This is a genomic window from Bradyrhizobium barranii subsp. apii, from assembly GCF_011516635.5.
Classification (GTDB): Bacteria; Pseudomonadota; Alphaproteobacteria; order Rhizobiales; family Xanthobacteraceae; genus Bradyrhizobium; species Bradyrhizobium barranii.
Genome location: NZ_CP096255.1, coordinates 6,285,926 through 6,310,304, shown reverse-complemented (window position 1 = coordinate 6,310,304; position 24,379 = coordinate 6,285,926). Strand labels below are relative to the sequence as shown.

The window sequence follows — 24,379 nt, the reverse complement described above, 5'->3', positions numbered from 1 at the left end:
TGGATGCACCTTCAATCTCTCCGCGAGGTCTGCAGATGCGTCACGGCTCGATTGACACCGCGGCGTCAGGTCTATAGCAATATAGTTAGGTTGGTAAAGTAACTAAATGGGGTTGAGATGTTCGAGCCTGCTCTGAAGACTTTCGGTATCGAGTTCTTGAATTCAGGCGCGTATGCGAGTGGGGACGGGTGGAGCCCGACGGGCGGGCGGATTCCGTTCGACGCGATCGATCCGGCTCGGGATAAGATCGTCGCGACCATCGCGGGCGCAAACGAGCTCGACTACGAGCGTGTCATTTGCTGTGCGCGAGCTGCACAACCCGATTGGGCTGCCGTGCCTGCGCCAAGGCGGGGTGAGCTTGTAGGCCGGATTGGTGCCTTGGCGGGGCATTATTTATACGATCTCGCTGCACTCCTGGTATTGGACACGGGAAAGACCTTCGATGAAGCCAAAGCCGAGAATCGCGAGTTGATCGACATGGCCGCGATGGCGGCCGGCCAGTCTCGCATGATGTACGGTGCGGTCCAGCAGTCGCAGCGAAGCAGGCACCGGATGTATGATCAATGGCTGCCGCTTGGTGTCGTCGGGATCATCACGGCTTACAATTTTCCTGCGTCGGTCTGGGCACAAAATGCGTTTCTCGCAGCCATCGGTGGCAACACGGTCATTTGGAAACCCAGCCCCAAGGTTCCGCTCACCGCACTCGGACTGCAGAAAATCTGCAATATGGCGATGGAAGAGTTCAAGCTTGATGGCATCTTTTCCCTGTTCATACCCAGCGAAACCAAAATTGCCGAACTGATGGTCCACGACCGGCGGGTCGCGCTGTTGTCATTTACAGGGTCAAGTGCCGTCGGCCGCTGGGTTGCAGAAATTGTAGGCGGCACGCTGGGGCGGCGTCACCTCCTCGAATGCTCGGGCAACAACGGATGCATCGTCGATCAAACCGCTGACCTCAAGCTGGCAGCGCGCAGCATAGCCTTCGGCGCGGTCGGGACCACCGGTCAGCGCTGCACGAGCACGAGACGCGTCATCGTCCAAAGCTCTGTCGCGGAATCCCTCGTCGCGCTGTTGAAGGAAGCCTTCAGCCAGATTAGGGTTGGGGATCCCAGGGAACCTGAAACGCTCGTCGGCCCGCTGGTCGATCAGGAGGCGGTGTTCCACTTTGAAAGAGCCGTCCGGAAGGCAATTGAGGCCGGCGGCAAGGTCGCCTTCGGAGGAAAGCGGATCGAGCGGCGAGGCTACTATGTGGAGCCGACACTCATCACCGGCGTGCCGCATGATCTGCCGTCAGTTCAGCGGGAAACGTTCGCTCCAATCGTCTACATCTTCACCTACGAGACCCTCGAGGAGGCCATTCGTATCAACAATGGCGTGCCGCAAGGCCTGTCCTCAGGCATTCACAGCACCGATCTTTCCAATATCGAGCTGTTTGTGTCAGCTGCGGGAAGTGACTGCGGTATCGCAAGGGTCAATATGGGAACGACCGGTGCCGACATCGGCGCGGCCTTTGGGGGCGAAAAGGCGACAGGCGGCGGACGTACGGCAGGGTCGGATGCCTGGAAGGGCTACATGCGAAGGCAGAGCGTGTGTGTCAATTGGGGAGGAGAATCTCCCTGGGACACTTGTATTCGGCTCTGAAACGACAAGGTGTCCGTCGCCGGGCCAAAGGTAAGTACTGGCCTCAAGCCGCCGTTGCTTGAGGCGGTATCTTGACTCGGCACAAGCGAAGGTCCGAGATCGCCGCAAGGACGGCCTTATCGAGCACAATCCGCCGCGCCAGCGCCAATGTTGGATCATCGCAACCATGAACTGGGCAGAGAACGTCTTTCAGGACTTCGTCGATGCCCTTCAAACGGCCGTGGATGAGAGCGAATTTGAGCGATTAGCGACGCGCGCGGCTCATGGTCTCGGCTTTCGGTGGTTTGCCTATCTCAGCAATGTCGACAGCTCCTTGAACCTGATCTCGTCCTACCCGAAATCCTGGACGAGCCGATATTTGCGCCGCCAATATCAGCGGCTCGACCCCGTCGTGCTCAGAGCACGAGGCGAACACACGACCTTCAGTTGGGGAGCATCCTCCGGGTCAATTCGCCCCGCAAGCCGGGAACAGGTCCGCTTTTTTCAGGAGGCGACCGAGTTCGGCATCAAGTCGGGCATTACAGTGCCGATCAGGGCAGGGTTCGGCCGCATGGCGGCCTTCACCGTCGCGACCGATGATGCCCTGATGGAGCCGGATGTGCTGCTTGCGACATCCCATGACGTCGTCCAGTTGCTCGGCCTCTATTTTCACACGCATTTGCGCGGCCGGCCCGCAAGCGGCGAAGAGCCGCAACGCGTCCAGATCCTCAGCCAACGCGAGCGGCAATGCCTGGCATGGGCGGCGCTAGGCAAGACCGTGTCCGAGACCGCCGTGATCCTCGGCATCACGCCCCGCACCGTGGCGTTTCATCTCGGAAACGCACGCCGCAAGCTCGGCGCCACGTCCATCACGCACTGCGTCGCGCTGGCGATGCGGCAAAGACTTCTGCCCTGACAGATTTCCACCTCTCGGCCGACCGGTGCCGCGACGCGTCAAGGCGTTCGGCAGATCGGCCTCTTGTGGAAAAAAGTTACGTTCATTTGCTGACGCTAGCGCAAGTTTCGGTGCGGTCATGAACCTGTAAAATAGCACAGGCGCCTCGAACGCCTTACTCTGGTCTGGTGAACTCCCTTTCAACGGAGTTCGCCATGCACGCCATTACGCTCGACCATCGCCAAACTGGATCCCAGCTCGATTTGCTGGCGCAGATGTTCCGCCTGCGCCGCCGGGTGTTCAGGGATCGGCTGGATTGGACGGTATCGGTCTCCGGCGATCTCGAGATTGACATCTACGATACGCTGGCACCGACCCACGTCCTGGTCGTCTCTGACGACAACGTCGTGCTCGGATGCGTCAGGCTGCTCCCCACCACCGGCCCGACCATGCTCGCGGATACGTTCCCCATCTTGCTCGGTGACAAGGAGGCGCCGAGAAGCGAACTCGTCCTCGAGAGTTCGCGCTTTTGCGTCGACACCGAACGCGTCGCCGAGATCGGGCAACGTGGATTCAATCGCGCGACTTTCGTACTTTTTGCAGCAATGATCGAAACCATGCGTACCAAGGGCGCAAACGCGATCGTGACAGTCACTGATGTGCGAATGGAGCGCATCCTGCGGCGCGCATACTGGCCGCTCGAGAGATTGACCGAACCGCGCAAGCTCGGTCAGACGATCGCGCTCGCAGGTTATCTGAGAGACTCCGACCTGGCGCTCGAGGCGATGTACCGGCAGGCAGGGCTTGCGGGACCGGTGGTGCGCAAGCTGCCCGAAGGCCGCAAAGCTGCGTGACCACATGATGCCTCGCGCCAAGGAGCCTGGATCTTGCTGGCAGATCCCCGCCACAGCCGTGTCGTCCTGCTCAATCTCGCGCGAGGCAGCGTCGCGGGAGGGGCTGAGGCTTTCGCCATACGATGCTTTGAAGCTCTGGCACTTCTCCCGATCTGCCGTGATCTTCTTGGCGCGCCGTTGATCGCGTTTGGCGAGTATCAGCCGGGATCGCTTTCCGAGGAGGTGGCCGCTGCGATCGAGCATTTCCAATCCGAGGCTTTGTCGCCATGGCGAGATCCGGCCTTTGCCGCACATCTCGCGGACGCGGACGTGGGAATCGTGTTCTTGGGTGGCTTGTATCTGGAGGAAGACGTGCTGATCGCAGCGATCGAAAGCGCGAGTCGTGGATATGAGGTACGGCTGCTCTCGGATCTGGCATTCGCGAGAAGGGAGGCCGATCGCCAGATCGTCGTAGATCGCCTGGCGCATCATGGTATCGTCACGACGACAGTTCGCCAGACGTTGTTCGAGTGGGCCATGGCCTGTGATGATCGAGCCTCGACACTCAGGATCCAGCAATTGCTCTCTTAAGTGGGCGCCCCCGCAAGCTTTCGCTTGCGGGCCGGGCCCTCGTGTTGGGGTGGACGGCCCCCTTCCGCCACACTGCATGGCAAGAAGAGGTCGTCGCTGACCTCAAACGAAGGAGCCGCCCGTGGAAACGATTGTTCGCATCGGTCTGGATACGTCGAAGAGTGTGTTTCAGCTGCATGGCGTTGACGAGACGGAGCAGCCGATTCTACGGCGTAAGTTGAGACGTGGGCAGGTTTTGGAGTTCTTCAGTCGTTTGCCGCCTGCACTTGTCGCGCTGGAGGCTTGCGGGGCATCGCACTATTGGGCGCGGGAACTGCAATCGCTCGGGCACGAGGTGGCGATGATTCCGCCGCAATATGTCAAACCGTACGTGCAGCGCGGGAAATCCGACGCTGCGGACGCCGAGGCAATTTGCGAGGCGGCAAGCCGGCCGAAACTGCGCAAGAACTTTGTGCCTATCAAGAGCCCCGAGCAGCAGGGCGCACAGATGCTCGCGCGTGTGCGCAACCAGTTCATAGGCAGGCGGACCCAACTTGCCAATTCTATCCGCGGCTACGCCGCTGAATTCGGCTTTACCGCGCCTAAGGGACTTTCGCGGCTTCCGCAATTGCTGATCGATATCAAGGCCGATGCAACAGTCCCCGACTTGGCGAAGGAGTTGGTGGACGCCTTGGCGGCAGAACTGGCGCGCGTCGACGACCAGATCGCCACGCTCGACAAGAAGCTTATGCAACTCCACCGGAGTAACGAGATGAGCCGACGGCTGGCGGCTATCCCGGGCGTTGGTCCGATCGGTGCGACGCTGCTTTCAATCAAGGTCGTGGATGCTCGCGGGTTCAAGTCGGCAAGAAACTTTGCCGCCTGGCTCGGCCTGACCCCAAAGAATCACTCGACGGCCGGGAAGAACAGGCTCGGCGTGATTACACGCGCCGGCGACGGCATGTTGCGAACCGTTTTGGTGGCTGGCGCGACGGCCGTGATCGCAGATATGCGCCGACGGGAAACTCGGTCCTGGCCCTGGCTGAAAGACATCATCGCACGCAAGCCGCCGAAGCTCGTGGCCATAGCGTTGGCAAACAAGCTGGCGCGGATTGCCTGGAAACTGATGGTCAGTGGTGAGCGGTATCGACCTGCAAGCAGCGTTATGCCGATGCCAACATAGCCTTGAACGAAACGTAGAGCTTGGCGGCCAGACCGGCAGGTTTGACGCCGAGGGCGGAACTTGCAGGACAGGAAGAGGTGGTACGTTCGGCGCAAGCCGGTCAGTGAAATGCTCCGCTCGGTTTACCGGCAGAAAATGCCGCTCTCGTGTTTGGATCTCACTGTCCGCGAAGCCCATCTTGGCCGGTGGTCGCAAGACCCGAAAACAGGCCGGACATATGAGCGCAAGCGATCCGAGCATGCTGCCAGAGCCGTTCTTGCAAGTCGGGGGCCGTCCACATATGAACCGAGCCTGAGATGGTCTCGGCCTACCGGCTTCGATCCCTGACGCAAAAGACAGCGTTGTCTGGGTGAAAGCGAGATCCAGGAGATGATGTCAGGGACGCGGCATCGTCGAAGCGACGCGTTGGAAGCAACGCAGAGAAAGCGGCGCAGCGGAAGCAACGCCTCTGAGAAGATGCTTGAGAAGCAACGTCCGCAAGCAGACCCTTCGGAAGCTACGTTTGCGAGGAATCAGCCGAGCGGCAAAAGCAGAGACTATGTGAGTGCGAAGACTGAGTGGAATCGGTGCCTGAGCTCGAGCGTCGCCTGCGGGTGGGCATCGTCTATGCACCAAGGTGTTCGGATGAAAAATCTCATGAGCGCTCGATCCGAAAGCACCGCCTGGTTCGCATTTTGCGGAGCCGGCCGCGGAGCGGCCGGCGCATTTGAGTTGCCCCCTGAAGGCGGGGTGGGCGGCGCTCCCGTATAGCCCCGAACCGGCAGGCCGCAACCGCGCCCGTCTCGATCTCTCCTTGCGCACTTGGTTCGCGGGCGCGGTCCTCCGCTGCGCTTCGGCCGTTCCGGTGCGGCCCGCCTTAAATGTTCGGGGCTTTCCGGTCGCTCTTCGCCGCCCACCCCGCCTTCCGGTGGCAGGGCGCGAAAGAAGGGCGAATGGACATTGTCATGGGTTCGAAGAAACAGCGCGATGAAGCGACCAAGCCGCAACTCAGCCTTTACGAGGAGATTACAACACACATCATCGCCGATCTGGAGGCCGGCATCTTCCCATGGGCGCGGCCTTGGGGCGTGGAGGGGGATCAGCTCGCGTTCTCGCTGCCGCGGAACGCTGCGACTGGCAAGGCCTATTCCGGGATCAATATCCTGATCCTCTGGAGCAAGCTTTTTAAGAGCGGCTTTTCCTCGCAGCGCTGGCTCACCTTCAATCAGGCGGCAAACCTCGGCGCCTCCGTGCGCAAGGGCGAACACGGCGTGACCGTCTGCTACGCCGACCGCTTCATTCCGAAACGCGGACGGGATGGGCAGGAGCAAGCTGGACACACCAAAGCGGAGGAGGGCGAGGCGTCCATTCCTTTCCTGCGCCGCTACACTGTTTTCAACCTCGACCAGTGTGAGCACCTGCCGGACCATCTCACCGCGCAAGCACTTCCCGCAAGGGAATGCGAGATCGTGCCGCAAGCGCAAGCGCAAGCGCAAGCGCTCGCAGCCGCAACACTCGCCGATATCCGCATTGGCGGCAGCGAGGCCTTCTACGCGCCGACCACCGATCGCGTGCATATCCCGCAGCAGGCCGCCTTTTTTGAGCAGATCAACTTCTACCGGACGCTGTTCCACGAGCTGGGACACTGGACCGGTCACCCCAATCGCTTGAACCGCGACCTCTCGGGCGCCTTTGGCTCCAAACCCTATGCCAAGGAAGAACTCGTCGCCGAACTGACGGCAGCCTTCATCTGCGCAGCTCTCAGCATCAAACCGACCGTCCGCCATGCCGACTATCTCGGCTCTTGGCTGGACGTCCTTCGCGAGGACAGCCGGGCGATTTTCCAGGCGGCAAGCAAGGCGTCCAAAGCGGCCGACTTCCTGCTCGCGTTTGGTCCGGGCAACCATTCGACGGAAGTGGAGGCGGCGGCGCCCTGAGAGGCGCCCTTGGTGGCCAGTCCGCTGCGGACGCTTCGCCGCAGCAGCTCGGTACTTACCGAGGCCGCCGGGATGGTGCTGAAGCTCGACGCGGCCAGATGGTGGAAGCTCGATGAGACCTTCCTCGATCTCCTCCGCCGTCGCACCGCCATCGAAGCCATGCTCGCCGACGCCGCGGGCAAGGAAATCGCCGACGCCCACGTCTCCGAGCCCGCCCGTGTTCAGAACAAGATCATCCACGACTGCCTCGAGGGCGAGGACAGGGTGGAGGTCGAAGGCTTCGTGCCACGCTATATGAGGTTTCCGATCGGGCAATGTGACCCGTGAAATCCCTACTGCTTGCGCGCGCCCGCGAAATCTTTAATCCTTTGTTTACTGGGGCTTGAGGACGCCGATTCGGCTGCGAACACTTGGTTTGCGCCCGAGTTTGTTGCGTCGCGAGTCGCGGACGAGTCAATCCGGGGACTCGCAAATATAGCTGGAAGCCAATCGGGGCGCCTCGCCCTATGAGTCGATCCAGGCGGTGCGTCGCACCGCATCATGGAGCCGACCATGGCACATCCTCAGAAGGTCTTTCCCGAGCCGTACGCGATCAAGCTGAGGCGTATCTGCCTCGCCCAGATCGTCGTTACCGTCTCGACGCTGACCTCGACGGCGGTGTTGTGCTCATGCCTCGCGGTGGTTGTGAAGGGGTTCAACTAGGCTGTCTAATCGTTAGGCGGCTGGGCGCCTGATGTTCGCTCAACCACCAACAGTGGCACGAAAACGGATATCGTCGGAAGTCGCTGAAGGCCCAAGATCTGAAATGACAACTTTACGCGGTTGCCGCGACCGATCTAAGCGGCACATCCAATGAATACATGAAGCCACCCGGTTCGTATTCAAGCCTCACCTGACCGGTCAATTGTTGGCCGAGCGACCCCATCATTCTAGTGCCGAAGCTTCGCCGTGCTGGAGGCACTACCGCTGGACCTCCTCTTTCCGTCCAAACCAGCCGGAGCCTCTGCTTCAACTCGTCTATCGTCCATACGATTTCCACACGGCCCGCCGGGACGGATAAGGCTCCAAACTTGGTAGTATTGGTGCACAGCTCGTTGAACGTCATCGCAAGCGCGATAACGGCTATGGAGGTAATCCTGATATCCGGCCCATTGAAATGAAAGCGCCTGTCTCCCTGACTATCATAGGGCTCTGTGGCATTGCTCAGAGTGTGAGTAAGGCTCGCGCTAGAGCGTTTTCCGATCACGTTGCGTCGTAACCAGCCGCGACGAGATAATTTTGACATTCCTCGGGTGAGAAGCGTTTGAGAGCGTTGGCGATTGCTTGCCAGAGATCGGGCATGGTGCGGGCTGCGGCGGCCCGCAACAGCGCTTTCAGTTTGGAGAAGGCCATTTCAATCGGGTTGAAGTCTGGACTGTAGGGCGGAAGATAGAGCAGGCTAGCTCCGACCGCCTGGATGGCCTCTCGAACGCCATGGACCTTGTGAGCGGGCAAGTTGTCCATGATAACGGTATCGCCCGGCCGCAGCGATGGGGCGAGCAATTGCTCGACGTAGGCCAGGAAAGCGTCGCCATCCATTGGACCGTCCAGAACAAGCGGCGCGATCAGACCGTCGGAGCGCAATCCAGCGGTGAACGTCGTCGTCTTCCAATGTCCGTGTGGGATAGCTGCACGACATCGCTCGCCGCGTGGCGAGCGCCCGTAACGCCGCGCCATTTTGGTGTTGGCGCTGGTTTCGTCGATGAAGACGAGACGCTCAGGGTCAAGGTCGATTTGCCCTTCGAACCACTCCTCACGTGCGGCATTTATATCGCCGCGCCGTTGCTCGGCGGCGTGCGCTGTCTTTTTTTAAGTGTGATCTTTCTGCGCTGGAAAAAACGCCAGAGCGACGCGATGCCAGTCGATATTCCATGACGTTTCAACAGTTCTCGCAACTCGGCAAGCGTGATATCCGGCCTCGCTGTCACCGCCTCCAGAATCAATTGCGAATGCGCTTCGATGCGCTGCGATTTGCGGTCACCGCCCTGGCGTTTAGGAACGATGTCGCCAACTTTCTTGAGGCGAGCGCGCCAGCGGATCGCACTGGCCGCGCTGACACCAAAGCGCTCAGCAGCCTGTCGACAGGACATGCCACCGTCAATCGCGGCTACCACCCTTTGGCGAAGATCAACCGAAAGCGCCCTGGCCATACATGCTGGCCTCCCTCGCCAGCATGCAGCTTGAATCTGACTCGCGCCGTTTTGGGAATCCCCACCCGATTCTTTCCGGTCGGAAAATGCTCTAGCCCAACTGACCTGCATCAGCATATCGTGAGCCCGTCCCAGCGCGGTCAGCCTACTTTCCATTGCCTTCTGTCCGTGCTCGATACTGGGGGCTCCACGGAAACTCTGGGACGCGATCGCGCTGACCATGGCTAAAGTATTCTTGACGCGATGATGAAGTTCCCCGACGATTAGCTTTTGCAATTTGTCGGAAGCCTCCCGCTGCTCGGCATCGATCCCGGCTTGAACGAGCAGGGCCTGCGCGTCTATTTCGGCCTGTTCGAGCAACAGGCGCAGGCTGTCGTTCTCTGCCAACAGGACGGCGTCGTGCGCGGAATGGGACGAGGAAGCCACCGTCTCGACGGCGTGACGAGACTGACTCGTCGGCCACTCAGTCGTGCTCGGGAGAAGCGTAAGGGCACCCGCGCCCACCATCCGCTGCAACTCGGTGATCATTTGGTCGACGCCGAGCGGTTTGCCATAGAATCGGCTATTCGCAGGTCTTTCCGCCTCAGTTGGCTTCACTTGACCGGAAACAAGTATGATTTTAATCGCAGGCCAGCGCTCGTGCACCGCGTGGGCTAGTTTCAAGCCGTCGATGCTGCCGGGCATTTGAATGTCGGTGAATAACAGCGCGATGTCCGAGCGGGATTCGAGGATGGAGATTGCCTCGTCGGCGTTGACGGCTTCGACGGGGCAAAAACCGGCATCCTCCACGATGTCGACCGCGCGCATGCGCAGGATCATCTCATCTTCCACGACAAGTACGTTCGGCACCTGGGTCGGATCTGTCGACATGGATCGCCTTACTCTTTCACCCGGAACCAATGGAGTTTACAGAACTTGTTCGAATATTCAGCAAGCGCCCGGTTATCCGACCCCTGACGATCGCCACGGCATAGACGATCGATGCAAGACGCTATCGGCGAGCCGTCACAAGATGGGCTTCTAGGATTTTCGCTCCGGAGCCCGCGTTTCGCAAACAGGATGCAGCGAACTCTGGCCAGACCTGGGTTGAGCAATTCGACGCGGTAGTTCTGACCTTTAACCGGTCTCCCTTGGTCAGCGCCGCGGCTTCGACCCTTTGCACTTTGGGGGAAAAAACGGGCAAAGCTATTACCGAAGTCCCGAGAAGCACGAATATGGCGAGAGCTGACAGTGATTTGACCATTTTGGGCTGCTGACTTTTTCGTTTTCGATCCATCCGGTTTTAGGGATCGACACGGCAACAACCAAAACGAGAACAAGCGCCACTAAAACAACCTATATTTGTTCTGTAATTCAGCCCTGCGTACACCCTTCGTTAGAGTCAATCGCGATGGTTTTGGTGTGCTGTCTGCTATTTTCGTTCTACCCAAATTACGGACGCTGCGAACGCGACGTAGGCTGTGTACCCATAAAGCCAGCGGCCTGATGCGATAGACGCATTGTCTGTTTTTTCCCCTGTACCGGCCGAGTTTGTGCCGCAGCGCAATAGGTTGCGTGGGCCATTGCGGACCATGGAGCGGAAGGTCATTCGACCATCGCCGAAAAGCGCGCCACAGCAAAAAGGAATGTCGCACATCCTAGCGAAGCGAGTACGATCGCCGCCGCTGCCACTGCCGTCGGTAATCCCCATATGCGAGCGACCACACCCAACGCGAGGGCGCAAAATCCCATGCAGAGATATCCGACGAGATAGAATGCTGAGAGGACGCCACCGCGACTGTCAGCCGGCGCGACGGCATTGAGCAACGTCAACGCACCCAAGAACAGAAATGCATAGCTGATTCCGGCCAACGAGGTCGAAATGAGCAAAGCGGACAGTAGATGAAATTTCGTTGCCAACCACAAAAGGAGGACAGCGATCGTGGTCGTGACCGAACCGAGTAAGAGAGCAGCTCGTGGCCGTAACTTTCTCGCGACGATCGTGGCTATCGCGGACACGATGGCGAAACTCGCCAGGATGGCGCCGTTCGTCAGTTCGTTGGCGGACCCGACCAGGTCGTGTGCCACTTGGCCGCCGAGCGAAAGGAGGACGGCGCCTGTGGCGAACGCCGTCGCGGCGCCGATCGATGCCACATGGAATGCTTTGCGAACGGTGGCCGGCACGTGAGGCAATCGGGGAGCCCACGGCGTCCGGCTCGACACATGACGCGGAAGAAACCAGACTGGCAGGATCAGCGCGGCGATGACCACCGCAAGCGCGAAGAAGTCTAGCCGCAACGGATAGGGCGCGTACTGGATCAGAGCGCCGCCGAGCAGTAGCGCGGTGGCGAATCCGAGCGCCTGCGCCAGATTGGTCGCCGAAGCGGCGCGTTCGGGATCGCCGGTAGAACTGAACTCGAGGATGGCCGCAGTCGAAGCGCCGCTCGCAAGGCCGACCCCTACCCCCATCACTGCGCGGGCAACCAGGAGCCATTCCACATTGACGGCCCATGCGAGTGTCAGAGCCCCGATCAATGAGAACATCAGAGCGGCAAGCATGGTCCATCGCCTGCCGACATGATCCGACAGATCGCCCAGGAGAATCAGCGTGCCGACGACGAACAACGGATAGATCGCGAAGACGCCTGTCGTCTGTATGGGCGACAGCTGCCATTCCTCCGCATAGAGCCGATAGCTGAGCGCCGGCGCGGCGCTTGTCCATAGCGTATGCATGGCAACGCCGAGCGAGACCCAAAAACTCGCTCGGCGGCTCCAGACCAGTCTCGGCGGAGAATGTCGGCCATCCGATGACCGGAGGCCGACATGGATCCGTCCCATCAGCGCAGGCCGCCGCCGGCCGAGATCCTTTCGCCGGTCACCCAGCGCGCGTCGTCCGAGGCCACGAAGGCCACGACGTCGGCAATGTCCTGGGGCTGGCCAAGGCGTCCGAGCGGCGTCTGGGCGATGATGCCGGCTTCGAATTCGGACGCGAGCATTCCGGCACTATGGGTACCTTCGGTCTCGGTGAGGCTGGGGCTCACCGTGTTGACCCTGATTTTGCGAGGCCCGAGCTCGTTGGCCAGCACGCCGGTGACGACGTCTACCGCCCCCTTGGTGGCGGTGTAGACCGCCGTCTGGGGAGGGGTGATGGCGGTGACGCCGGAGCCGATGTTGATAATGCTGGCGCCTTCGTGCAGATGGGGGGCCGCGGCCTGGGTCATCAGCAGCAAACCCAGCACGTTGACGTCGAACATCTTTCGGAACTGCGGCTCGGTGATCGACTCAAGGGGACCGAATTCGTAGACGCCCGAGTTGTTGACCAGGATGTCGAGGCGGCCGTAGGCAGAAATCGCTGCGTCCACGAGAGCCTTGGCTTCCGCAGCCTTGGATACATCGCCCTGGACGGCGATTGCCTTGCCGTCCGAGCCGGTGATCGATTTGACCACCGCCTCGGCGCCGGCCTTGCTCGACGCAAAATTGACAACGACCGCGGCGCCACGCGCGGCCAGGGTCTTGGCGACGGCGGCACCGATGCCTTTCGACGCGCCGGTGACGATGGCGACTTTGCCGGTGAGATCAGACATGACGTACTCCTTGAAGATGCCGCTCAGGCGGCTTGTTCCTCGATCGCGTCGACGCGGTCGAGGTAGAAAGCGAGGTGATTTTTGATCTCGGCCACGGCCTCATAGGGCGCTTCATAGGTCCAGATCGCGTCGGTCGAACGTTCGCCGCCGGCTGGAATGCTGAAGTAGGACGCATCACCCTTGTAGGGGCAGTAAGTCCGCGTCGCCGACCTCGCGAGGGCGGCCATATCGACGTCCTCGCGCGGGATGTAGTGAACTGGCGGATACTTGGCCTCGCGCAGTGTGAGGGCTCGCCGAGTATCGGCGATCACGCGTCCCCCTACGGTGACGACGACCCGCTTTTCGTTCCGCTCGATGGTGATCGGATGATCGGGGCCGGGTATCTTGATCGTGCGCTCCGTCATGACGTTTGTCCTTTCATTGCGTCTTGTCGCTCAAAGCTTCGAGCCGCCGTCCACCCTCAGCGTGTCGCCGGACACCCAGCGCGCGGCATCGGACGCCAGGAAGGCGATGGCGCCCGCGATGTCGTCGGGCTGCGCCACCCGCTTTAGCGCCTGCATGGAGAGGGTGAATTCGCGGCCGGACTCGGTCCTTGCGAAGCTGGACATGTCGGTCTCGACGACGCCGGGCGCGACCGCGTTGACGCGCACGCCCTTCGCTCCCAGAACAAAGGCGAAGTGCTTGACCAGGGTGTCGATGGCTCCCTTGGTGGCCGCGTAGGCGGCGAGCGCTCCCACGGCCGCATGCGCGGCGAGCGAAGAGGTGAAGATAACGCTGGATCCCTCTTTCAGGATCGGGATCAACTGCTGGACCAGAAAAAACGGGGCCCGCACGTTGACGGCGAAGAGCGCGTCGAAGTCTTCGATCGTTGTCTCCTCGATCGTGGCGGCTTTGGCCACTCCGGCGTTGGCGACCAGAATATCGAGCCGTTCGCCGACGATTTCATGCACCTTGGCGGCAAGCTTGTGCGCACCTTGAGGATCCGAGAGATCGAAGCCGATCGCCTGGGCCTTGCCTCCGGCGGATTTGATTTCGTCGACCACCGAACGCGCTTCTGCAGCGCCACGTCCGTAGTGAACCAGGACCTGGGCTCCGGCTTCGGAGAGCGCCAAAGCGGCGGCGCGCCCGATGCCGCGTGAGGCGCCGGTGACGAGCGCAGTCTTTCCACAGCACGATTTCATGACGATCTTCCTTTCAGGAAATCCAGGGCAGCGATTGCACAGGACGGAAACGCGACCGGTTCGACGACCCGCGTTTCGCTACGCGTCCAGGAACATGGCGGTGTGGGCCACGAATAGCTCCGGATACTGGTTCTGCGGCCCGTGGCTCGAGTCCGGATAGACGATGAGTTGCGCGTTCGGCAGACGCTGCTGCAGCGTGAATCCGTTGACCGTGGGGATGATCAGGTCGTTGCTGCCATCGACCACCAGAGCAGGATGATGGATGTCGGCCAGATAATCCCACACGCCATCGGTCTTCTCGTTCGACGTGACGATCGCCGCGTACTGAGCCGTGGCGGACGTCTCGCTCACTTCCGGGCTGCGATCCTTGCGACGGAACTTGCGTTCGAGGTACTTCCGTCCGGCGGCACGGCCGGCTGCATTGGGCAGGAAATGCGCGGCGATCCAGAGATGTTCGGGCGGATCGTAGGTCGCAGAGAAGATCTCTGCGGATTTGCTGCCGGCGGTGTCGGCGCCACGCGGCCCGGTACCCACCAGGACCAGCTTGCGAACCAGGTCGGGCGCCTGCACGGCGATCTCCTGAGCGACCTTGCCGCCGAGCGAATAGCCGAGGATGTCGGCCTTGCCGATCCCGAGCGCCCTGATGAAGGCGATGGCATCTGTCGCCATGCTTGGGACGGTCGCCGGCGTCTCGCCCGAGCTGGCACCGATGCCCGCATTGTCGAACAGGATGACTTCGCGTTGCTGTGCCAGCCCATCGGTCACGGCCGGATCCCAATGGTCCATGGTGCCGCGGAAATGGATGTTCATGACGATCGGCACGCCCGCCTGTCTTGCCGAAGCGCCGATAGGCGAAGCGAATGCCGTTGGCGTCGACGAATTGGGTGGGTGCAGTTTGGTGTGTGTGCGTAGTCATGGCAGAACTCCTTTTCATGTCTGAGATGATGTGACCGATTGGATTCAGCTTGCGGTCTTGCCGCCGTTGACCCGTACGATCTGGCCTGTGATGAAAGAGGCTTTCTCCGAAGCCACGAAAGCGACGGCCTCTGCGATTTCCTCTGGTCTCGCGCCGCGCTTGAGCGGTACGGCGGCGTAGAAGGCAGCCTTCTTGTCCGGCGAGCCGGTCAGACGATCGAGCATCGCGGTCTCTGTCGGCCCCGGCGCCACCGCGTTGACGCGGACGCTGAAAGCGGCAGCTTCGAGTGCTGCGGATTTGGTGAGGCCTTCCACGGCGTGCTTGCTCGCGACGTAGAGCGACAGGTTGGCAGCGCCGCGCTCGCCCATTGTTGACGAGATGTTGACGATGCTGCCCGCGCCCTGCCGCTGCATGACCCTGAGTTCGTGCTTCAGGCTGAGCAGGGTGCCGAGCACGTTGGTGTCGAACATCGCGGCATAGCTTTCCAGCGTCGTCGAGGTCACCGGCCCCGGGGTGCCCTCCGTGCCGGCATTGTTGACGGCGACATCCAGCCGGCCGAAGCGCTCGACCGTCTGATCGACCAGGCGACGGATATCGTCCTCGCGGCGCACGTCGGCGAAAACGAACGCGGCCTCCGCGCCGAGGCCGCGGAGCTCGGCCTCGAGCGACCGGCCTTCGGCCTCGCGACGGCCGGAAACGACCACGGTCGAGCCCTGTTTGACGAACGCGATGGCAGTGGCCCGGCCGATTCCGGTCAGAGCTCCGGTGATGAGCACGACGGGGTTGGACATGGCGAAAGCTCCTCAAATTGGGCACAAGCCACCCGTTCCCTGCCCAGAGGGCATGGTCAGAAGCCGGTGTCTCGTTGCTGTTGGAAGCTATTTGGGCCCGACTAGCGCTTTTGAAAAAGACTTTGTAAGTTCCCTTCCCATACCTGGAGAGTATGGAATGGAGCTTCGCCATCTACGCTATTTCGTTGCCGTCGCCGAAGAAGGCAGCCTCACCGTGGCGGCCGAGAAGCGACTGCACACGGCGCAGCCCTCCCTGAGCCGGCAGATTCGGGACCTGGAATACAAGTCGGTGTGCCGCTCCTGGTCCGCAGCGTGCACGGCGTGCAGCTGACGGAGGCTGGTCGGGTTTTCCTCGAACATGCTCGCTTGGCACTGATGCAAGCCGAAGCCGCCACCGACGGCGCGCGGCGCGCGGCACAGCCGAGCAAACAGGTCTTTGCGATCGGCTTCACCACCGGCCAGGAGGTCGACTGGCTACCGCGTGCGACCAGCTTGTTGCGCAACGAACTGGCCGACATCGAAATTCGGGTCTCCAGCGATCATTCGGCGACGCTGGCGGAGGAGCTCGCACGTGGCAGGCTGGACGTCGCATTTCTGCGCGGCGAGAAGACACCGGACATCGAATTCAAGGTCGTGGCGCAGGAGCCGCTGGTCGCCGTTCTGCCCAGCAATCACAGGCTCGCTCAGCGAGAGACTTTCGATCCAAAGGATCTGGTCGGCGAAACCTATATCGGCATCTCGAAAGTGCCGCGGGTGCTCCGGGCGCTCATTGCCGAATACCTCGAGCGCTGCGGCATCGAGGTCACGCCGGCATTCGAAATCGACAACTACGCCATGGCGATCTCGCTCGTCGCATCTAACCGTGGCGTTGCTATTCTGCCGGCATCCGCGAAGAATTTCCTGCCCTGGTCGGTCGTAAGTCGCCCTCTCGAAGGTGATGCGCCGACGATCGCTGTAACGGTCGGCTTCCGCCGCGACAACGCCTCGCCAATATTGAAGACCTTTCTCTCGAGGATCGATGGCCTGGATGCGGCATAGACTTGCTTAGGACCCGAGGCGCCGGGCTCAGCCGTCAATTGTCAGAGACGGATCATTTTCGACTGATCAGTGGGGATTGTCGGCAGGTTGCCGTCCGTTTCTATCCGTGAGCGCCTAACCAGGACGTTCCAGAAGCGTTGCGTCAGAAAGACCCCGTCATTCAAACTCCCAACTGGAGTCAACTCATGCGCTACGAACTCGCTGACTATGAATGGGTCGCCATCAAGCCCATGCTGCCGAACAAGCCGCGTGGCGTTCCTCGGGTAAACGATCGACGAGTCCTCAACGGCATCTTCTGGATCCTACGATCAGGAGCACCTTGGCGTGATCTGCCGGAGGCGTTTGGCCCATACACGACCTGCTACAACCGCTTCGTCCGCTGGCGGCGGGCTGGTGTTTGGAGCCGCATCATCGACGCACTTGCGGCTGCCCACGATGCGGCTGTCCAGATGATCGACACCTTCATTGTCCGAGTGCATCGACATGGAGCTTGGATCACACGAAACAAGCGCCAATCGATGGGGAGGTCACGCGGCGGCCTGACGAGCACAATTCATGCGGTGGTCGATAGCAATGGTCTGCCGGTACGGTTGGCGCTGAGTCCCGGTGAGGCCCACGACGTGCGGCTTGCCGGAAAACTGCTGTCTCGTCTGAAAGTTGGGTCAATGCTGCTTGCTGATCGTGGCCATGACGCAGACTGGATTAGACAGCTTGCGCTGAAGAAGGGGGCGTGGGCCAACATTCCGCCGAAAAGCAAACCGCTGCGATCCAATCTGCTTCAGCCCTATCTCTACCGAGCTCGCAACCAGGTCGAGCGGTTCTTCAACAGAATCAAGCAATATCGCCGAGTGGCGACACGCTACGACAGACTTGCCGCCAACTACCTTGCCTTCGTTCAACTGGCGTCAATCAGGCTGTGGCTGCGCCTTAATGAGTCCGCATCCTAATGCAAACCGGGAAGCGGCGTGCACAAGAAGCAATGTACATTGAATTTGCCCAGTGGACACGTGGCGCACGGTCGATAGCTCGCGTTCGAGTAGGTAAGAGCCCGTTGCAAGCGCGCGAAGACCTGAGCAGTTGTGGTGTCTCAATCCGAAACGGCAGTGCAAGCATAGCTTCAAGATTGGTCTCCACGAGCGTCGCCTAGGGAGCGTTGGCCGTTAGCCGGCTAATGCGGCGAAGATCTGTCGTCGTCGCCGCCCGTGCCGCGGCCAAGATTGTCATAGCGCTTACGCGGACCGAACTCGGGTGCCGCCAGTGAGAGGCTCACATAGTCCTTGCGGCTGTTCTCGCCGCGGCGGATCCAGCCCGCCCCGATCCCGACGTTCTCGGGCACGATGCCAAAGGCGGAATGGCTGGCTCGTGGTGCCCCACGTAGGTTTTGGGTTCGTCGGACCTGTATGCGAAAGCGCCATGAGAGCCGTCCTCGTGTGGGTTGTCGCCTCAGCGCCCTCCGATCGGGTGGGGCTTGTCCTCTGTTTCCTGCGGGACCGATCTCCCCGCGTGGCTGAGAGGACCTATGGGAAGCGCCCCGCCTGCCAAAACCCTCGCCGCCAGCTTTTTTCCCCGCCGGACAAGTCCGGCTCCTCGCGGCCGCTGCGCTTCAAAAAAGCCGTCTGCTCAGGTGCTCCGCATGCGCTACGCCCCGCGAGAAGCCCGCGGGTTCGAAGGCGTTGCGCTCCCCATCACGGTCCAGCCATCGCGAGGGGATCGGCTCCTCGCGAACAACAAGAGGACAAGACCATGACCGCAATCGGATACGTCACCAAGAACGACAACGGCAGCTACAAGGGCCAGCTCCGCACTGGACCGATAGCCGCTGTCGGGTGTTCCATCGCCATCTGACGCGGCGGGCGCTGCTCTATACGGAGATGTTGACGACCGGCGCCATCATTCATGGCGACCGGGAGCGGCTGCTTGGGTTCGATGCGGTCGAGCACAAGGTGGCGCTTCAGCTTGGCGGGTCGGATCCGCGCGAGCTCGCACAGGCCGCGCGGATCGGCGAAGAGTTCGGCTATGACGAGATCAACCTCAATGTCGGCTGCCCGTCGGATCGTGTGAAGGATGGCCGCTTTGGAGCCTGCCTCATGGCGGAGCCGGAGCTTGTGGCGCGATGTGTCGACGCGATGAAGGGCGCGGTTTCCATTCCCGTCACCGTCAAATGCCGCATCGGCATCGACGATCAGGATCCGGAGGTCGCGCTCGATACGCTTGCGCGCGGAGTGGTCGCCTCAGGCTGCGATGCGCTGATCGTGCATGCCCGCAAGGCCTGGCTCAACGGTCTGTCGCCGAAGGAGAATCGCGACATCCCGCCGCTCGACTATGATCGCGTCTATCGCCTCAAGCGCGCGATGCCTGATGTGCCCATCATCATCAACGGCAGCATCCCCGGTATCGACGAGGCGAAAGCGCATCTCGAGCACGTCGACGGCGTGATGCTCGGCCGCGCCGCCTATCAGGAGCCATGGCGGCTGCTCTCCGTCGATCAAGACATCTTCGGCGAAGCGGCGCCGCATGCGACGATGCAGGACGCGCTCGAAGCGATGATGCCCTATATCGAGCAGCAGCTCGCGCGGGGCACGCGGCTGCATGCGATCACGCGGCATTTCGTCGGGGCGTTCCACGCCGTGCCCGGTGCGCGCGCCTTCCGCCGCCATCTTGCCGAGCAGGGGGTGAAGCCGGGCGCCGGTGTGGACGTGCTGCGCGATGCGATCGCGCGTGTCGGTGCGCGCGCTCCGGCGGAGGCCGCGGCCTAGCCCAAACGGGTGAAGAGCCGGATCGCAAAATCCGGCTCCTCGTCGATCCGCCTCAGCGGAGCAGATCGAAATGATAGTTCACGCCGACGCGGAAGGTGTGGAATTTGGCGGCGTTCCAGTCCGGCAGATCGTCGTGCTTGAACTCGGTGTAGAGATATTCGGCCTTGGCCGACCATTTCGGCAGGAACGCCCATTCGACGCCGCCGCCCGCGGTCCAGCCCATCTTCATCTTGTTGATCGGCCCGTCCTTCAACTCGCCGGTGGCAAGACCCGCGGTCCCGAAGAACAGCAGCCGTGAATCCATCGTCGCGATGCCGGCGCGGGCGCGGCCGGTCATGTACCAGGGGATGCTCACCGCGGCGCTGTTGAGCGCGTCGTGGTTCTTGATGTCGCCGCCCTCGAAGTCATTCTCGATGCCGACCACGAACATCGGCGAGAGCTGGTAGTTGTAGCCAATCTGCACGCCGCCGACGGCGCCCTTGACCTTGCCGCCGCTGATGCCGACGAGATTATTGAACGCGTCGTCGCCGCTCTCTGCGTAGCCGGCGTTGAAGCCCGCATAGAGACCTGTCCACGAATACACCGGCTGCGGCGCCGTGTAGGCGGAGGAGGGCGCGGCGTAGCGCGGCGACAGGTCGGCAGCGCAGGCGCTGCTCGCGGCGAACACCGCGGCAAAGGGCAGGGCGCGCATCGTGCGGCGTAAGGCGGCTCTGGCAGTCATAATTCTCAATCTCCCACTTGGCCGCACCTCGCGGAGCAGCCTTGTCCAACCCCGATCCGGGAATGGGATTGTTATAAACCGACTAGGCGGTCTGTAAATAGAGGAAATGCCACATCGATGGGTTGTTCGCGGGGGCTCGGGTTAGGCGGTTGGCTGGCAGCCGCGCCGATGTTGCGCAGCGCGCTGGCGCAAAGGTGGCCTCGCGGACTGGATCAAGCGGGGCTGCCTGGATGGAGCGGCGCCGTCAGTTTGACTGGCGCCAGAGCGGCCAAGGGCGATTTGACAGACGCCGATCGCGTTGTGCGGCTCAGGCAGTCCCGGCTGATTGGGCCTTGATCGTGCGCATGAGGCGCGCAGCGAAGCGGATTATCGGAGCGCGCGGCGATCCGGCAATTCCGGGTAGCCTGTGAGCATCAGCTTGTCGGCGCGCACACCCCAGCTCTCCAGGCGGTCGAGGAAGCTCATGCCAAGCAGATTGGTCTTCATCTGCCCGCGCGGCACGACGAGGGCCGGCACCGACTTTTCGACGAGGTGGCCGACGGAGAGACGGTCGAGCGTAAGGCGGGCTGCCTTGGTGTGGCCACCTGCGGTTTCGAGATCGACGTCGTATTCGAGCATCTCGAGAGGCAGTCCGATCGCTTTCGCGGTTTCCCAGGTCAGCACCACCGAGGTCGCGCCGGTATCGATCACCATCGGTGCGGCGACGCCGTTGATCTTCGCACGTAGCGCGAATTCGCCGCCCTGGCCGCGCTGGATCTGCACGGCCGGGGCCGGGGAGGCGATCTGCGCGCGAAACATGTGCGAGACCTTGTTGCTCGCGCGCGCGATCCGGTCGGGATCGCCATAGGCGACGACGGCACCGGCCGTGCCGGCGAGCATGACGAGAACGAGCAGGAAGCGGATCATTGCGCGCCTCCGAGGCGACGCAGGGCGGTCAGGCGCGTTTCGGTGATCCCGCGATCGGCTGCAAACCCGCGTCCGCCATGCGTGCCGGCAACAGCGCCATCACCGCGAGCCGTTCCGTGCTCTCCATGGCGTGCCAGCGCGCGATCTCCGGCAAGGTCCGGCCGCAGCCGAAGCACAGCCTCGTCTTGGGATCGATCATGCAGACGGCGACGCACGGCGTTTCTTTGCTCATGTGGCCATAGTGGGGGATCGTCGGGCATGTCTGCAAGCATCTCGTTAAGAGCCCGTACCTGCGCTCATGATCGGCTTGTGGCGCGGCCGGCGCTTCTCGTCGGGCACCGCGGAACTGTCCGGCTGGAGCGGCGGCGAATCGTCCGACATCGGCGCCAGCGCACTCATCACGCGCTCCGGCGGGAAGGTGACGATGACCTCGGTGCCGATGCGCAGCTTCGATTTCAGCGTGAATGTGCCGCCATGCAGGTCGATCAGGTTCTTGGCGATGGGCAGGCCGAGCCCTGCGCCCTGTTCGGCCGACTTGATCGAGTTGGAACCCTGGCCGAACGAGGCGAGCACGATCGGGATCTCGTCCTCGGGGATGCCGGAGCCGGAATCCCTCACCGAGAGATATTGCCCGCCCGAAGCGGTCCAGCCGGCCTTGAGCCAGATCTCGCCGCCTTGCGGGGTGAACTTGATCGAGTTGGAGAGCAGGTTGAGCACGACCTGGCGGATCGCCCGCTCGTCGGCCCAGAGCCGCGGCATGGCCTGCTCGAACACCTCGTGGATGGTGATGCCGCGGCTCGAGGCGCGCAGCTTCATCAGATGATGGCAGTCGGCGACGATGCCGACCAGCGACACCGCTTCCTCGTTGAGCTCGTAACGGCCAGCCTCGATCCGCGACAGATCGAGGATCTCGTTGATGAGGTTGAGCAGGTGCACGCCGGAATTATGGATGTCGGCGGAATATTCCTTGTAGACCGGCACCGCGTGCGCGCCAAAGATTTCGCTCTTCATCACCTCGGAGAAGCCGAGGATCGCGTTCAGCGGCGTGCGCAGCTCGTGGCTCATCTGCGCGAGGAAGCGCGATTTTGCGACGTTGGCGGATTCGGCGCGGTGGCGCGCTTCGTCCGAGATCGCCTTGGCCTGTTCGAGCTCGCCGATCAGCGCGTCCTTCTCGGCGCGTGCCTCGAGCGTGGCGAAGGTCGAGGAGTGCAGGCGGTGCGCCAGCAGCACGAAATAGCCTTCGGCTGCGAGCGCGAGCGCCGCCAGGATGTAATTGTCGAGCGCGCCGGTGATTGCAAAGCTCAGCGCCATCGCGACCGCGACCGGCGCCGTGGCGGCAAGGGCGGCGATCGGCAGATTGGCGGCCAGCATGCTCGACACTGCGATCACCAGCAGCATCAGGAACATCATCAGCGTTTCCGTGACCATGTCGAGCACGGGATGGATCAGGATCGCCATCCAGCACAGGCCATAGAGCAGGTCGAGTACGACGAAGTGCGTCCGCCATGTGCGCGTCGCCGCGGGCGAGGGGGCCTCTGCCAGGAAACGGTGGCAGCTGCGGATCATCGCGGCGTGGATGCAGAGCATGCCGGCGGTCCAGGCCGCGGCCGGGATCGGCTGCATCCACAGCCCGAACAGCACGCCGGTGGCGACCACCAGCAGCATCACGACATAGGAGGCCGACAGCCGCGTCTGGGCATATTGGCGCAGCATCTCGGCGTCGAAAGCCGGCCGGGTTCCGCTGGTCGACGTTAACTTGTCGCGCGCCTCGCGTACCCGCTGCGACGCAGCCCGGCGGCTGCTCGCCGATGGCGCGCTCACCGGCTCGGCCGGAAGCTGTACGACCTCTGGCTTTTCAGCGGGTTTACTCATCGAACAACAACATTCCTGCCTGCGCAAAGGCGGGCCTTCTGCATTGTCTATCTCTGGCAAGAAATCCTTAAGAGGTGACTTAAGGAGCTAAAGAATTACGTTAACCCGGCGTTAATTTTGAACGCGCGCAGTGCCGGTCAGTGCAGTGCCGCATGCTGGGCGACGTAGACCACCGCGCCCGCCAGATAGCCCGCGAGCGCGGGGATGGCGATGCGGCGGGCGTACCAGAGGAACTCGATCCGCTCGAGCCCCATGGCGGCGACGCCCGCGGCCGAGCCGATGATCAGGATCGAGCCACCGGTGCCGGCGCAATAGGCGATGAACTCCCAGAGGAAGCTGTCGGGCGGGTAGTGGCCGAGGTCGTACATGCCCATGGTCGCCGCCACCAGCGGCACGTTGTCGATGACGGCGCTGAGCAGGCCGAGCACGACGACGATGACGTCCTGGCGGCCAATCGTCGCTTCCAGCCAGCGCGCCAGCATCGACAGGAGGCCCGCATGTTCGAGGCAGGCGACCGCCAGCAGAATGCCGAGGAAGAACACGATCGAGCTCATGTCGATCCGCGTCAGCGCATGCGCGAGCGTCAACGGACGGCGAACATGCTCGTCCTTGTCGCGGTGAACGACCTCGCCGACCAGCCAGACGATGCCGAGCCCGAGCAGCACGCCCATGAAGGGCGGCAGATGCGTGACCGCCTTGAAGGCGGGCACGGCGATCAATACGCCGAGCCCGAGATAGAACATCAGGTTGCGCTCGAACGACCCGACGAGCTGAACTCCGTCGTCCTTGGGCGGCGGTGCGATGGTCTTGCCCTTCACCAGAAGGCTGATGAAGGCGAGCGGCACGAGCAGATTGACCAGCGAGGGGAGGAACACCGAACCCATGATCTTCAGCGGCGTGATCTGCCCGCCGATCCACAGCATGGTCGTGGTGACGTCGCCGATCACGGTCCAGGCGCCGCCGGCATTGGCGGCGATGACGATGAGGGAGGCGAACAGCAGGCGGTCGTCGCGCCTGGCGATCAGCCGCTGGATCAGCGAGACCATCACGATGGTGGTGGTCAGATTGTCCAGGATCGCGCTGAGGAAGAAGGTCACGAAGCCGATCAGCCACATCAGGCGGACCTGACTGGTCGTGCTGATGCGGGAGGTGATGACCTCGAAACCGTCGTGGGCGTCGATCACCTCGACGATGGTCATCGCGCCGATCAGGAAGAACACGATCTGCGCGGTGGAAACGACGGATTCGTCGATCTGCCGGCCGACCATGGCGTGGTCGCCGATCGTGGCCGCGTAGATCGCCCAGAGCAGCCCGGCGCCGATCAGCGCCGTGGCACTCTTGCTGATCCGGAGCGGGTGTTCGAGCGCGATCGCCGCATAGGCCAGAACGAAGATGACGGCGATCGCGATCAGCAAGGCGGGATCAGTTC

24 protein-coding genes and 2 pseudogenes are annotated in these 24,379 nt (G+C 62.1%); 12 read left to right on the top strand and 14 right to left on the bottom strand.

The window, feature by feature from the left end:
* Window positions 1–117 precede the first annotated feature (117 nt).
* The 8 genes from HAP41_RS30175 to HAP41_RS30140 all read left to right on the top strand — a co-directional run bounded on the left by HAP41_RS30175 (window position 118) and on the right by HAP41_RS30140 (window position 7,719).
* Window positions 118–1,641: an aldehyde dehydrogenase family protein gene (locus HAP41_RS30175; protein ID WP_166093963.1), complete on the top strand. Its 1,524-nt coding sequence runs from the start codon at window positions 118–120 to the stop codon at window positions 1,639–1,641.
* Between the two features lie 166 nt (window positions 1,642–1,807).
* Window positions 1,808–2,536, top strand: a complete 729-nt coding sequence (locus tag HAP41_RS30170) for an autoinducer binding domain-containing protein (RefSeq protein ID WP_166093967.1) — start codon at window positions 1,808–1,810, stop codon at window positions 2,534–2,536.
* A gap of 194 nt (window positions 2,537–2,730) precedes the next feature.
* A complete protein-coding gene (locus HAP41_RS30165; RefSeq protein ID WP_175618060.1) occupies window positions 2,731–3,369 on the top strand; it encodes an acyl-homoserine-lactone synthase in 639 nt (212 codons plus the stop codon).
* Window positions 3,370–3,402: 33 nt separating this feature from the next.
* A complete protein-coding gene (locus HAP41_RS30160; protein ID WP_166093971.1) occupies window positions 3,403–3,939 on the top strand; it encodes a cysteine hydrolase family protein in 537 nt (178 codons plus the stop codon).
* A gap of 121 nt (window positions 3,940–4,060) precedes the next feature.
* The gene (locus HAP41_RS30155; protein WP_166093978.1) at window positions 4,061–5,101 is read left to right on the top strand and encodes an IS110 family RNA-guided transposase; all 1,041 of its coding nucleotides are present in this window, start codon (window positions 4,061–4,063) and stop codon (window positions 5,099–5,101) included.
* A 944-nt stretch (window positions 5,102–6,045) separates the two neighbouring features.
* Window positions 6,046–7,017, top strand: coding sequence for an ArdC family protein (locus HAP41_RS30150; protein ID WP_166093992.1), 972 nt, complete (start codon window positions 6,046–6,048; stop codon window positions 7,015–7,017).
* 12 nt (window positions 7,018–7,029) lie between these two features.
* On the top strand, window positions 7,030–7,344 hold the full coding sequence (locus HAP41_RS30145) for a hypothetical protein (protein WP_166094001.1): 315 nt from the start codon (window positions 7,030–7,032) through the stop codon (window positions 7,342–7,344).
* A 225-nt stretch (window positions 7,345–7,569) separates the two neighbouring features.
* Window positions 7,570–7,719, top strand: coding sequence for a hypothetical protein (locus HAP41_RS30140; protein WP_166094006.1), 150 nt, complete (start codon window positions 7,570–7,572; stop codon window positions 7,717–7,719).
* A gap of 540 nt (window positions 7,720–8,259) precedes the next feature.
* Here HAP41_RS30140 and HAP41_RS30135 read toward each other — a convergent pair.
* The 8 genes and pseudogenes from HAP41_RS30135 to HAP41_RS30100 all read right to left on the bottom strand — a co-directional run bounded on the left by HAP41_RS30135 (window position 8,260) and on the right by HAP41_RS30100 (window position 15,657).
* A protein-coding gene (locus HAP41_RS30135; RefSeq protein ID WP_166055883.1) for an IS630 family transposase occupies window positions 8,260–9,206 on the bottom strand; the annotation gives its coding sequence in 2 pieces (ribosomal slippage) (window positions 8,260–8,867 and window positions 8,867–9,206; 948 coding nt in all).
* A gap of 147 nt (window positions 9,207–9,353) precedes the next feature.
* A pseudogene (locus HAP41_RS30130) lies at window positions 9,354–10,013 on the bottom strand (HWE histidine kinase domain-containing protein); the annotation flags it as partial.
* A 777-nt stretch (window positions 10,014–10,790) separates the two neighbouring features.
* On the bottom strand, window positions 10,791–11,918 hold the full coding sequence (locus tag HAP41_RS30125; protein ID WP_166094021.1) for an MFS transporter: 1,128 nt from the start codon (window positions 11,916–11,918) through the stop codon (window positions 10,791–10,793).
* Between the two features lie 104 nt (window positions 11,919–12,022).
* Window positions 12,023–12,769, bottom strand: a complete 747-nt coding sequence (locus tag HAP41_RS30120) for a glucose 1-dehydrogenase (protein ID WP_166094026.1) — start codon at window positions 12,767–12,769, stop codon at window positions 12,023–12,025.
* 23 nt (window positions 12,770–12,792) lie between these two features.
* On the bottom strand, window positions 12,793–13,173 hold the full coding sequence (locus HAP41_RS30115; protein ID WP_166094038.1) for a DUF427 domain-containing protein: 381 nt from the start codon (window positions 13,171–13,173) through the stop codon (window positions 12,793–12,795).
* A gap of 30 nt (window positions 13,174–13,203) precedes the next feature.
* A complete protein-coding gene (locus HAP41_RS30110; protein WP_166094050.1) occupies window positions 13,204–13,950 on the bottom strand; it encodes an SDR family NAD(P)-dependent oxidoreductase in 747 nt (248 codons plus the stop codon).
* A gap of 78 nt (window positions 13,951–14,028) precedes the next feature.
* On the bottom strand, window positions 14,029–14,772 hold the full coding sequence (locus tag HAP41_RS30105) for an alpha/beta fold hydrolase (protein ID WP_206706241.1): 744 nt from the start codon (window positions 14,770–14,772) through the stop codon (window positions 14,029–14,031).
* Window positions 14,773–14,910: 138 nt separating this feature from the next.
* Entirely contained in the window at window positions 14,911–15,657 is a 747-nt protein-coding gene (locus tag HAP41_RS30100; protein WP_166094059.1) for an SDR family NAD(P)-dependent oxidoreductase, read from the bottom strand.
* A gap of 157 nt (window positions 15,658–15,814) precedes the next feature.
* Here HAP41_RS30100 and HAP41_RS50405 point away from each other — a divergent pair, with 157 nt between their 5' ends.
* The 3 genes from HAP41_RS50405 (at window position 15,815) to HAP41_RS30090 (ending at window position 17,642) form a co-directional block, all read left to right on the top strand.
* Window positions 15,815–15,988: a LysR family transcriptional regulator gene (locus tag HAP41_RS50405; protein ID WP_321576376.1), complete on the top strand. Its 174-nt coding sequence runs from the start codon at window positions 15,815–15,817 to the stop codon at window positions 15,986–15,988.
* Between the two features lie 44 nt (window positions 15,989–16,032).
* Window positions 16,033–16,695, top strand: a complete 663-nt coding sequence (locus HAP41_RS30095; RefSeq protein WP_321576426.1) for a LysR substrate-binding domain-containing protein — start codon at window positions 16,033–16,035, stop codon at window positions 16,693–16,695.
* Between the two features lie 185 nt (window positions 16,696–16,880).
* Window positions 16,881–17,642, top strand: coding sequence for an IS5 family transposase (locus tag HAP41_RS30090; RefSeq protein ID WP_166094065.1), 762 nt, complete (start codon window positions 16,881–16,883; stop codon window positions 17,640–17,642).
* A gap of 221 nt (window positions 17,643–17,863) precedes the next feature.
* On the opposite strand, the pseudogene HAP41_RS30085 reads toward HAP41_RS30090, so the two are convergent.
* A pseudogene (locus HAP41_RS30085) lies at window positions 17,864–18,019 on the bottom strand (DUF736 family protein); the annotation flags it as partial.
* 502 nt (window positions 18,020–18,521) lie between these two features.
* Between HAP41_RS30085 and dusA the strand changes: the two are divergent.
* A complete protein-coding gene (gene dusA / locus HAP41_RS30080) occupies window positions 18,522–19,451 on the top strand; it encodes a tRNA dihydrouridine(20/20a) synthase DusA (RefSeq protein WP_224580701.1) in 930 nt (309 codons plus the stop codon).
* Between the two features lie 52 nt (window positions 19,452–19,503).
* Here dusA and HAP41_RS30075 read toward each other — a convergent pair whose 3' ends face one another.
* The 5 genes from HAP41_RS30075 to nhaD form a co-directional block, all read right to left on the bottom strand.
* The gene (locus tag HAP41_RS30075; protein WP_038943855.1) at window positions 19,504–20,172 is read right to left on the bottom strand and encodes an outer membrane protein; all 669 of its coding nucleotides are present in this window, start codon (window positions 20,170–20,172) and stop codon (window positions 19,504–19,506) included.
* A gap of 366 nt (window positions 20,173–20,538) precedes the next feature.
* The gene (locus HAP41_RS30070) at window positions 20,539–21,078 is read right to left on the bottom strand and encodes a TIGR02281 family clan AA aspartic protease (protein ID WP_063984038.1); all 540 of its coding nucleotides are present in this window, start codon (window positions 21,076–21,078) and stop codon (window positions 20,539–20,541) included.
* Window positions 21,079–21,106: 28 nt separating this feature from the next.
* On the bottom strand, window positions 21,107–21,310 hold the full coding sequence (locus HAP41_RS30065) for a DUF1289 domain-containing protein (protein WP_028146760.1): 204 nt from the start codon (window positions 21,308–21,310) through the stop codon (window positions 21,107–21,109).
* A gap of 44 nt (window positions 21,311–21,354) precedes the next feature.
* The gene (locus tag HAP41_RS30060) at window positions 21,355–22,950 is read right to left on the bottom strand and encodes a sensor histidine kinase (RefSeq protein WP_166094069.1); all 1,596 of its coding nucleotides are present in this window, start codon (window positions 22,948–22,950) and stop codon (window positions 21,355–21,357) included.
* Between the two features lie 137 nt (window positions 22,951–23,087).
* Window positions 23,088–24,365 carry a sodium:proton antiporter NhaD gene (gene nhaD / locus HAP41_RS30055; protein ID WP_166094080.1) on the bottom strand — a complete coding sequence of 426 codons (1,278 nt, stop codon included), beginning with the start codon at window positions 24,363–24,365 and terminating at the stop codon, window positions 23,088–23,090.
* Between the last annotated feature and the right edge of the window lie 14 nt (window positions 24,366–24,379).

What these genes read in the sequence shown, in the direction of transcription:
- HAP41_RS30175 (WP_166093963.1), top strand. Translation starts at nt 118, where the DNA reads ATGTTCGAGCCTGCTCTGAAGACTTTCGGTATCGAGTTCTTGAATTCA.
- HAP41_RS30170 (WP_166093967.1), top strand. Translation starts at nt 1,808, where the DNA reads ATGAACTGGGCAGAGAACGTCTTTCAGGACTTCGTCGATGCCCTTCAA.
- HAP41_RS30165 (WP_175618060.1), top strand. Translation starts at nt 2,731, where the DNA reads ATGCACGCCATTACGCTCGACCATCGCCAAACTGGATCCCAGCTCGAT.
- HAP41_RS30150 (WP_166093992.1), top strand. Translation starts at nt 6,046, where the DNA reads ATGGGTTCGAAGAAACAGCGCGATGAAGCGACCAAGCCGCAACTCAGC.
- HAP41_RS30140 (WP_166094006.1), top strand. Translation starts at nt 7,570, where the DNA reads ATGGCACATCCTCAGAAGGTCTTTCCCGAGCCGTACGCGATCAAGCTG.
- HAP41_RS30125 (WP_166094021.1), bottom strand. Translation starts at nt 11,918, where the DNA reads ATGCATACGCTATGGACAAGCGCCGCGCCGGCGCTCAGCTATCGGCTC.
- HAP41_RS30120 (WP_166094026.1), bottom strand. Translation starts at nt 12,769, where the DNA reads ATGTCTGATCTCACCGGCAAAGTCGCCATCGTCACCGGCGCGTCGAAA.
- HAP41_RS30115 (WP_166094038.1), bottom strand. Translation starts at nt 13,173, where the DNA reads ATGACGGAGCGCACGATCAAGATACCCGGCCCCGATCATCCGATCACC.
- HAP41_RS30110 (WP_166094050.1), bottom strand. Translation starts at nt 13,950, where the DNA reads ATGAAATCGTGCTGTGGAAAGACTGCGCTCGTCACCGGCGCCTCACGC.
- HAP41_RS30100 (WP_166094059.1), bottom strand. Translation starts at nt 15,657, where the DNA reads ATGTCCAACCCCGTCGTGCTCATCACCGGAGCTCTGACCGGAATCGGC.
- HAP41_RS50405 (WP_321576376.1), top strand. Translation starts at nt 15,815, where the DNA reads ATGGAGCTTCGCCATCTACGCTATTTCGTTGCCGTCGCCGAAGAAGGC.
- HAP41_RS30095 (WP_321576426.1), top strand. Translation starts at nt 16,033, where the DNA reads ATGCAAGCCGAAGCCGCCACCGACGGCGCGCGGCGCGCGGCACAGCCG.
- HAP41_RS30090 (WP_166094065.1), top strand. Translation starts at nt 16,881, where the DNA reads ATGCGCTACGAACTCGCTGACTATGAATGGGTCGCCATCAAGCCCATG.
- HAP41_RS30075 (WP_038943855.1), bottom strand. Translation starts at nt 20,172, where the DNA reads ATGACTGCCAGAGCCGCCTTACGCCGCACGATGCGCGCCCTGCCCTTT.
- HAP41_RS30070 (WP_063984038.1), bottom strand. Translation starts at nt 21,078, where the DNA reads ATGATCCGCTTCCTGCTCGTTCTCGTCATGCTCGCCGGCACGGCCGGT.
- HAP41_RS30065 (WP_028146760.1), bottom strand. Translation starts at nt 21,310, where the DNA reads ATGAGCAAAGAAACGCCGTGCGTCGCCGTCTGCATGATCGATCCCAAG.
- HAP41_RS30060 (WP_166094069.1), bottom strand. Translation starts at nt 22,950, where the DNA reads ATGAGTAAACCCGCTGAAAAGCCAGAGGTCGTACAGCTTCCGGCCGAG.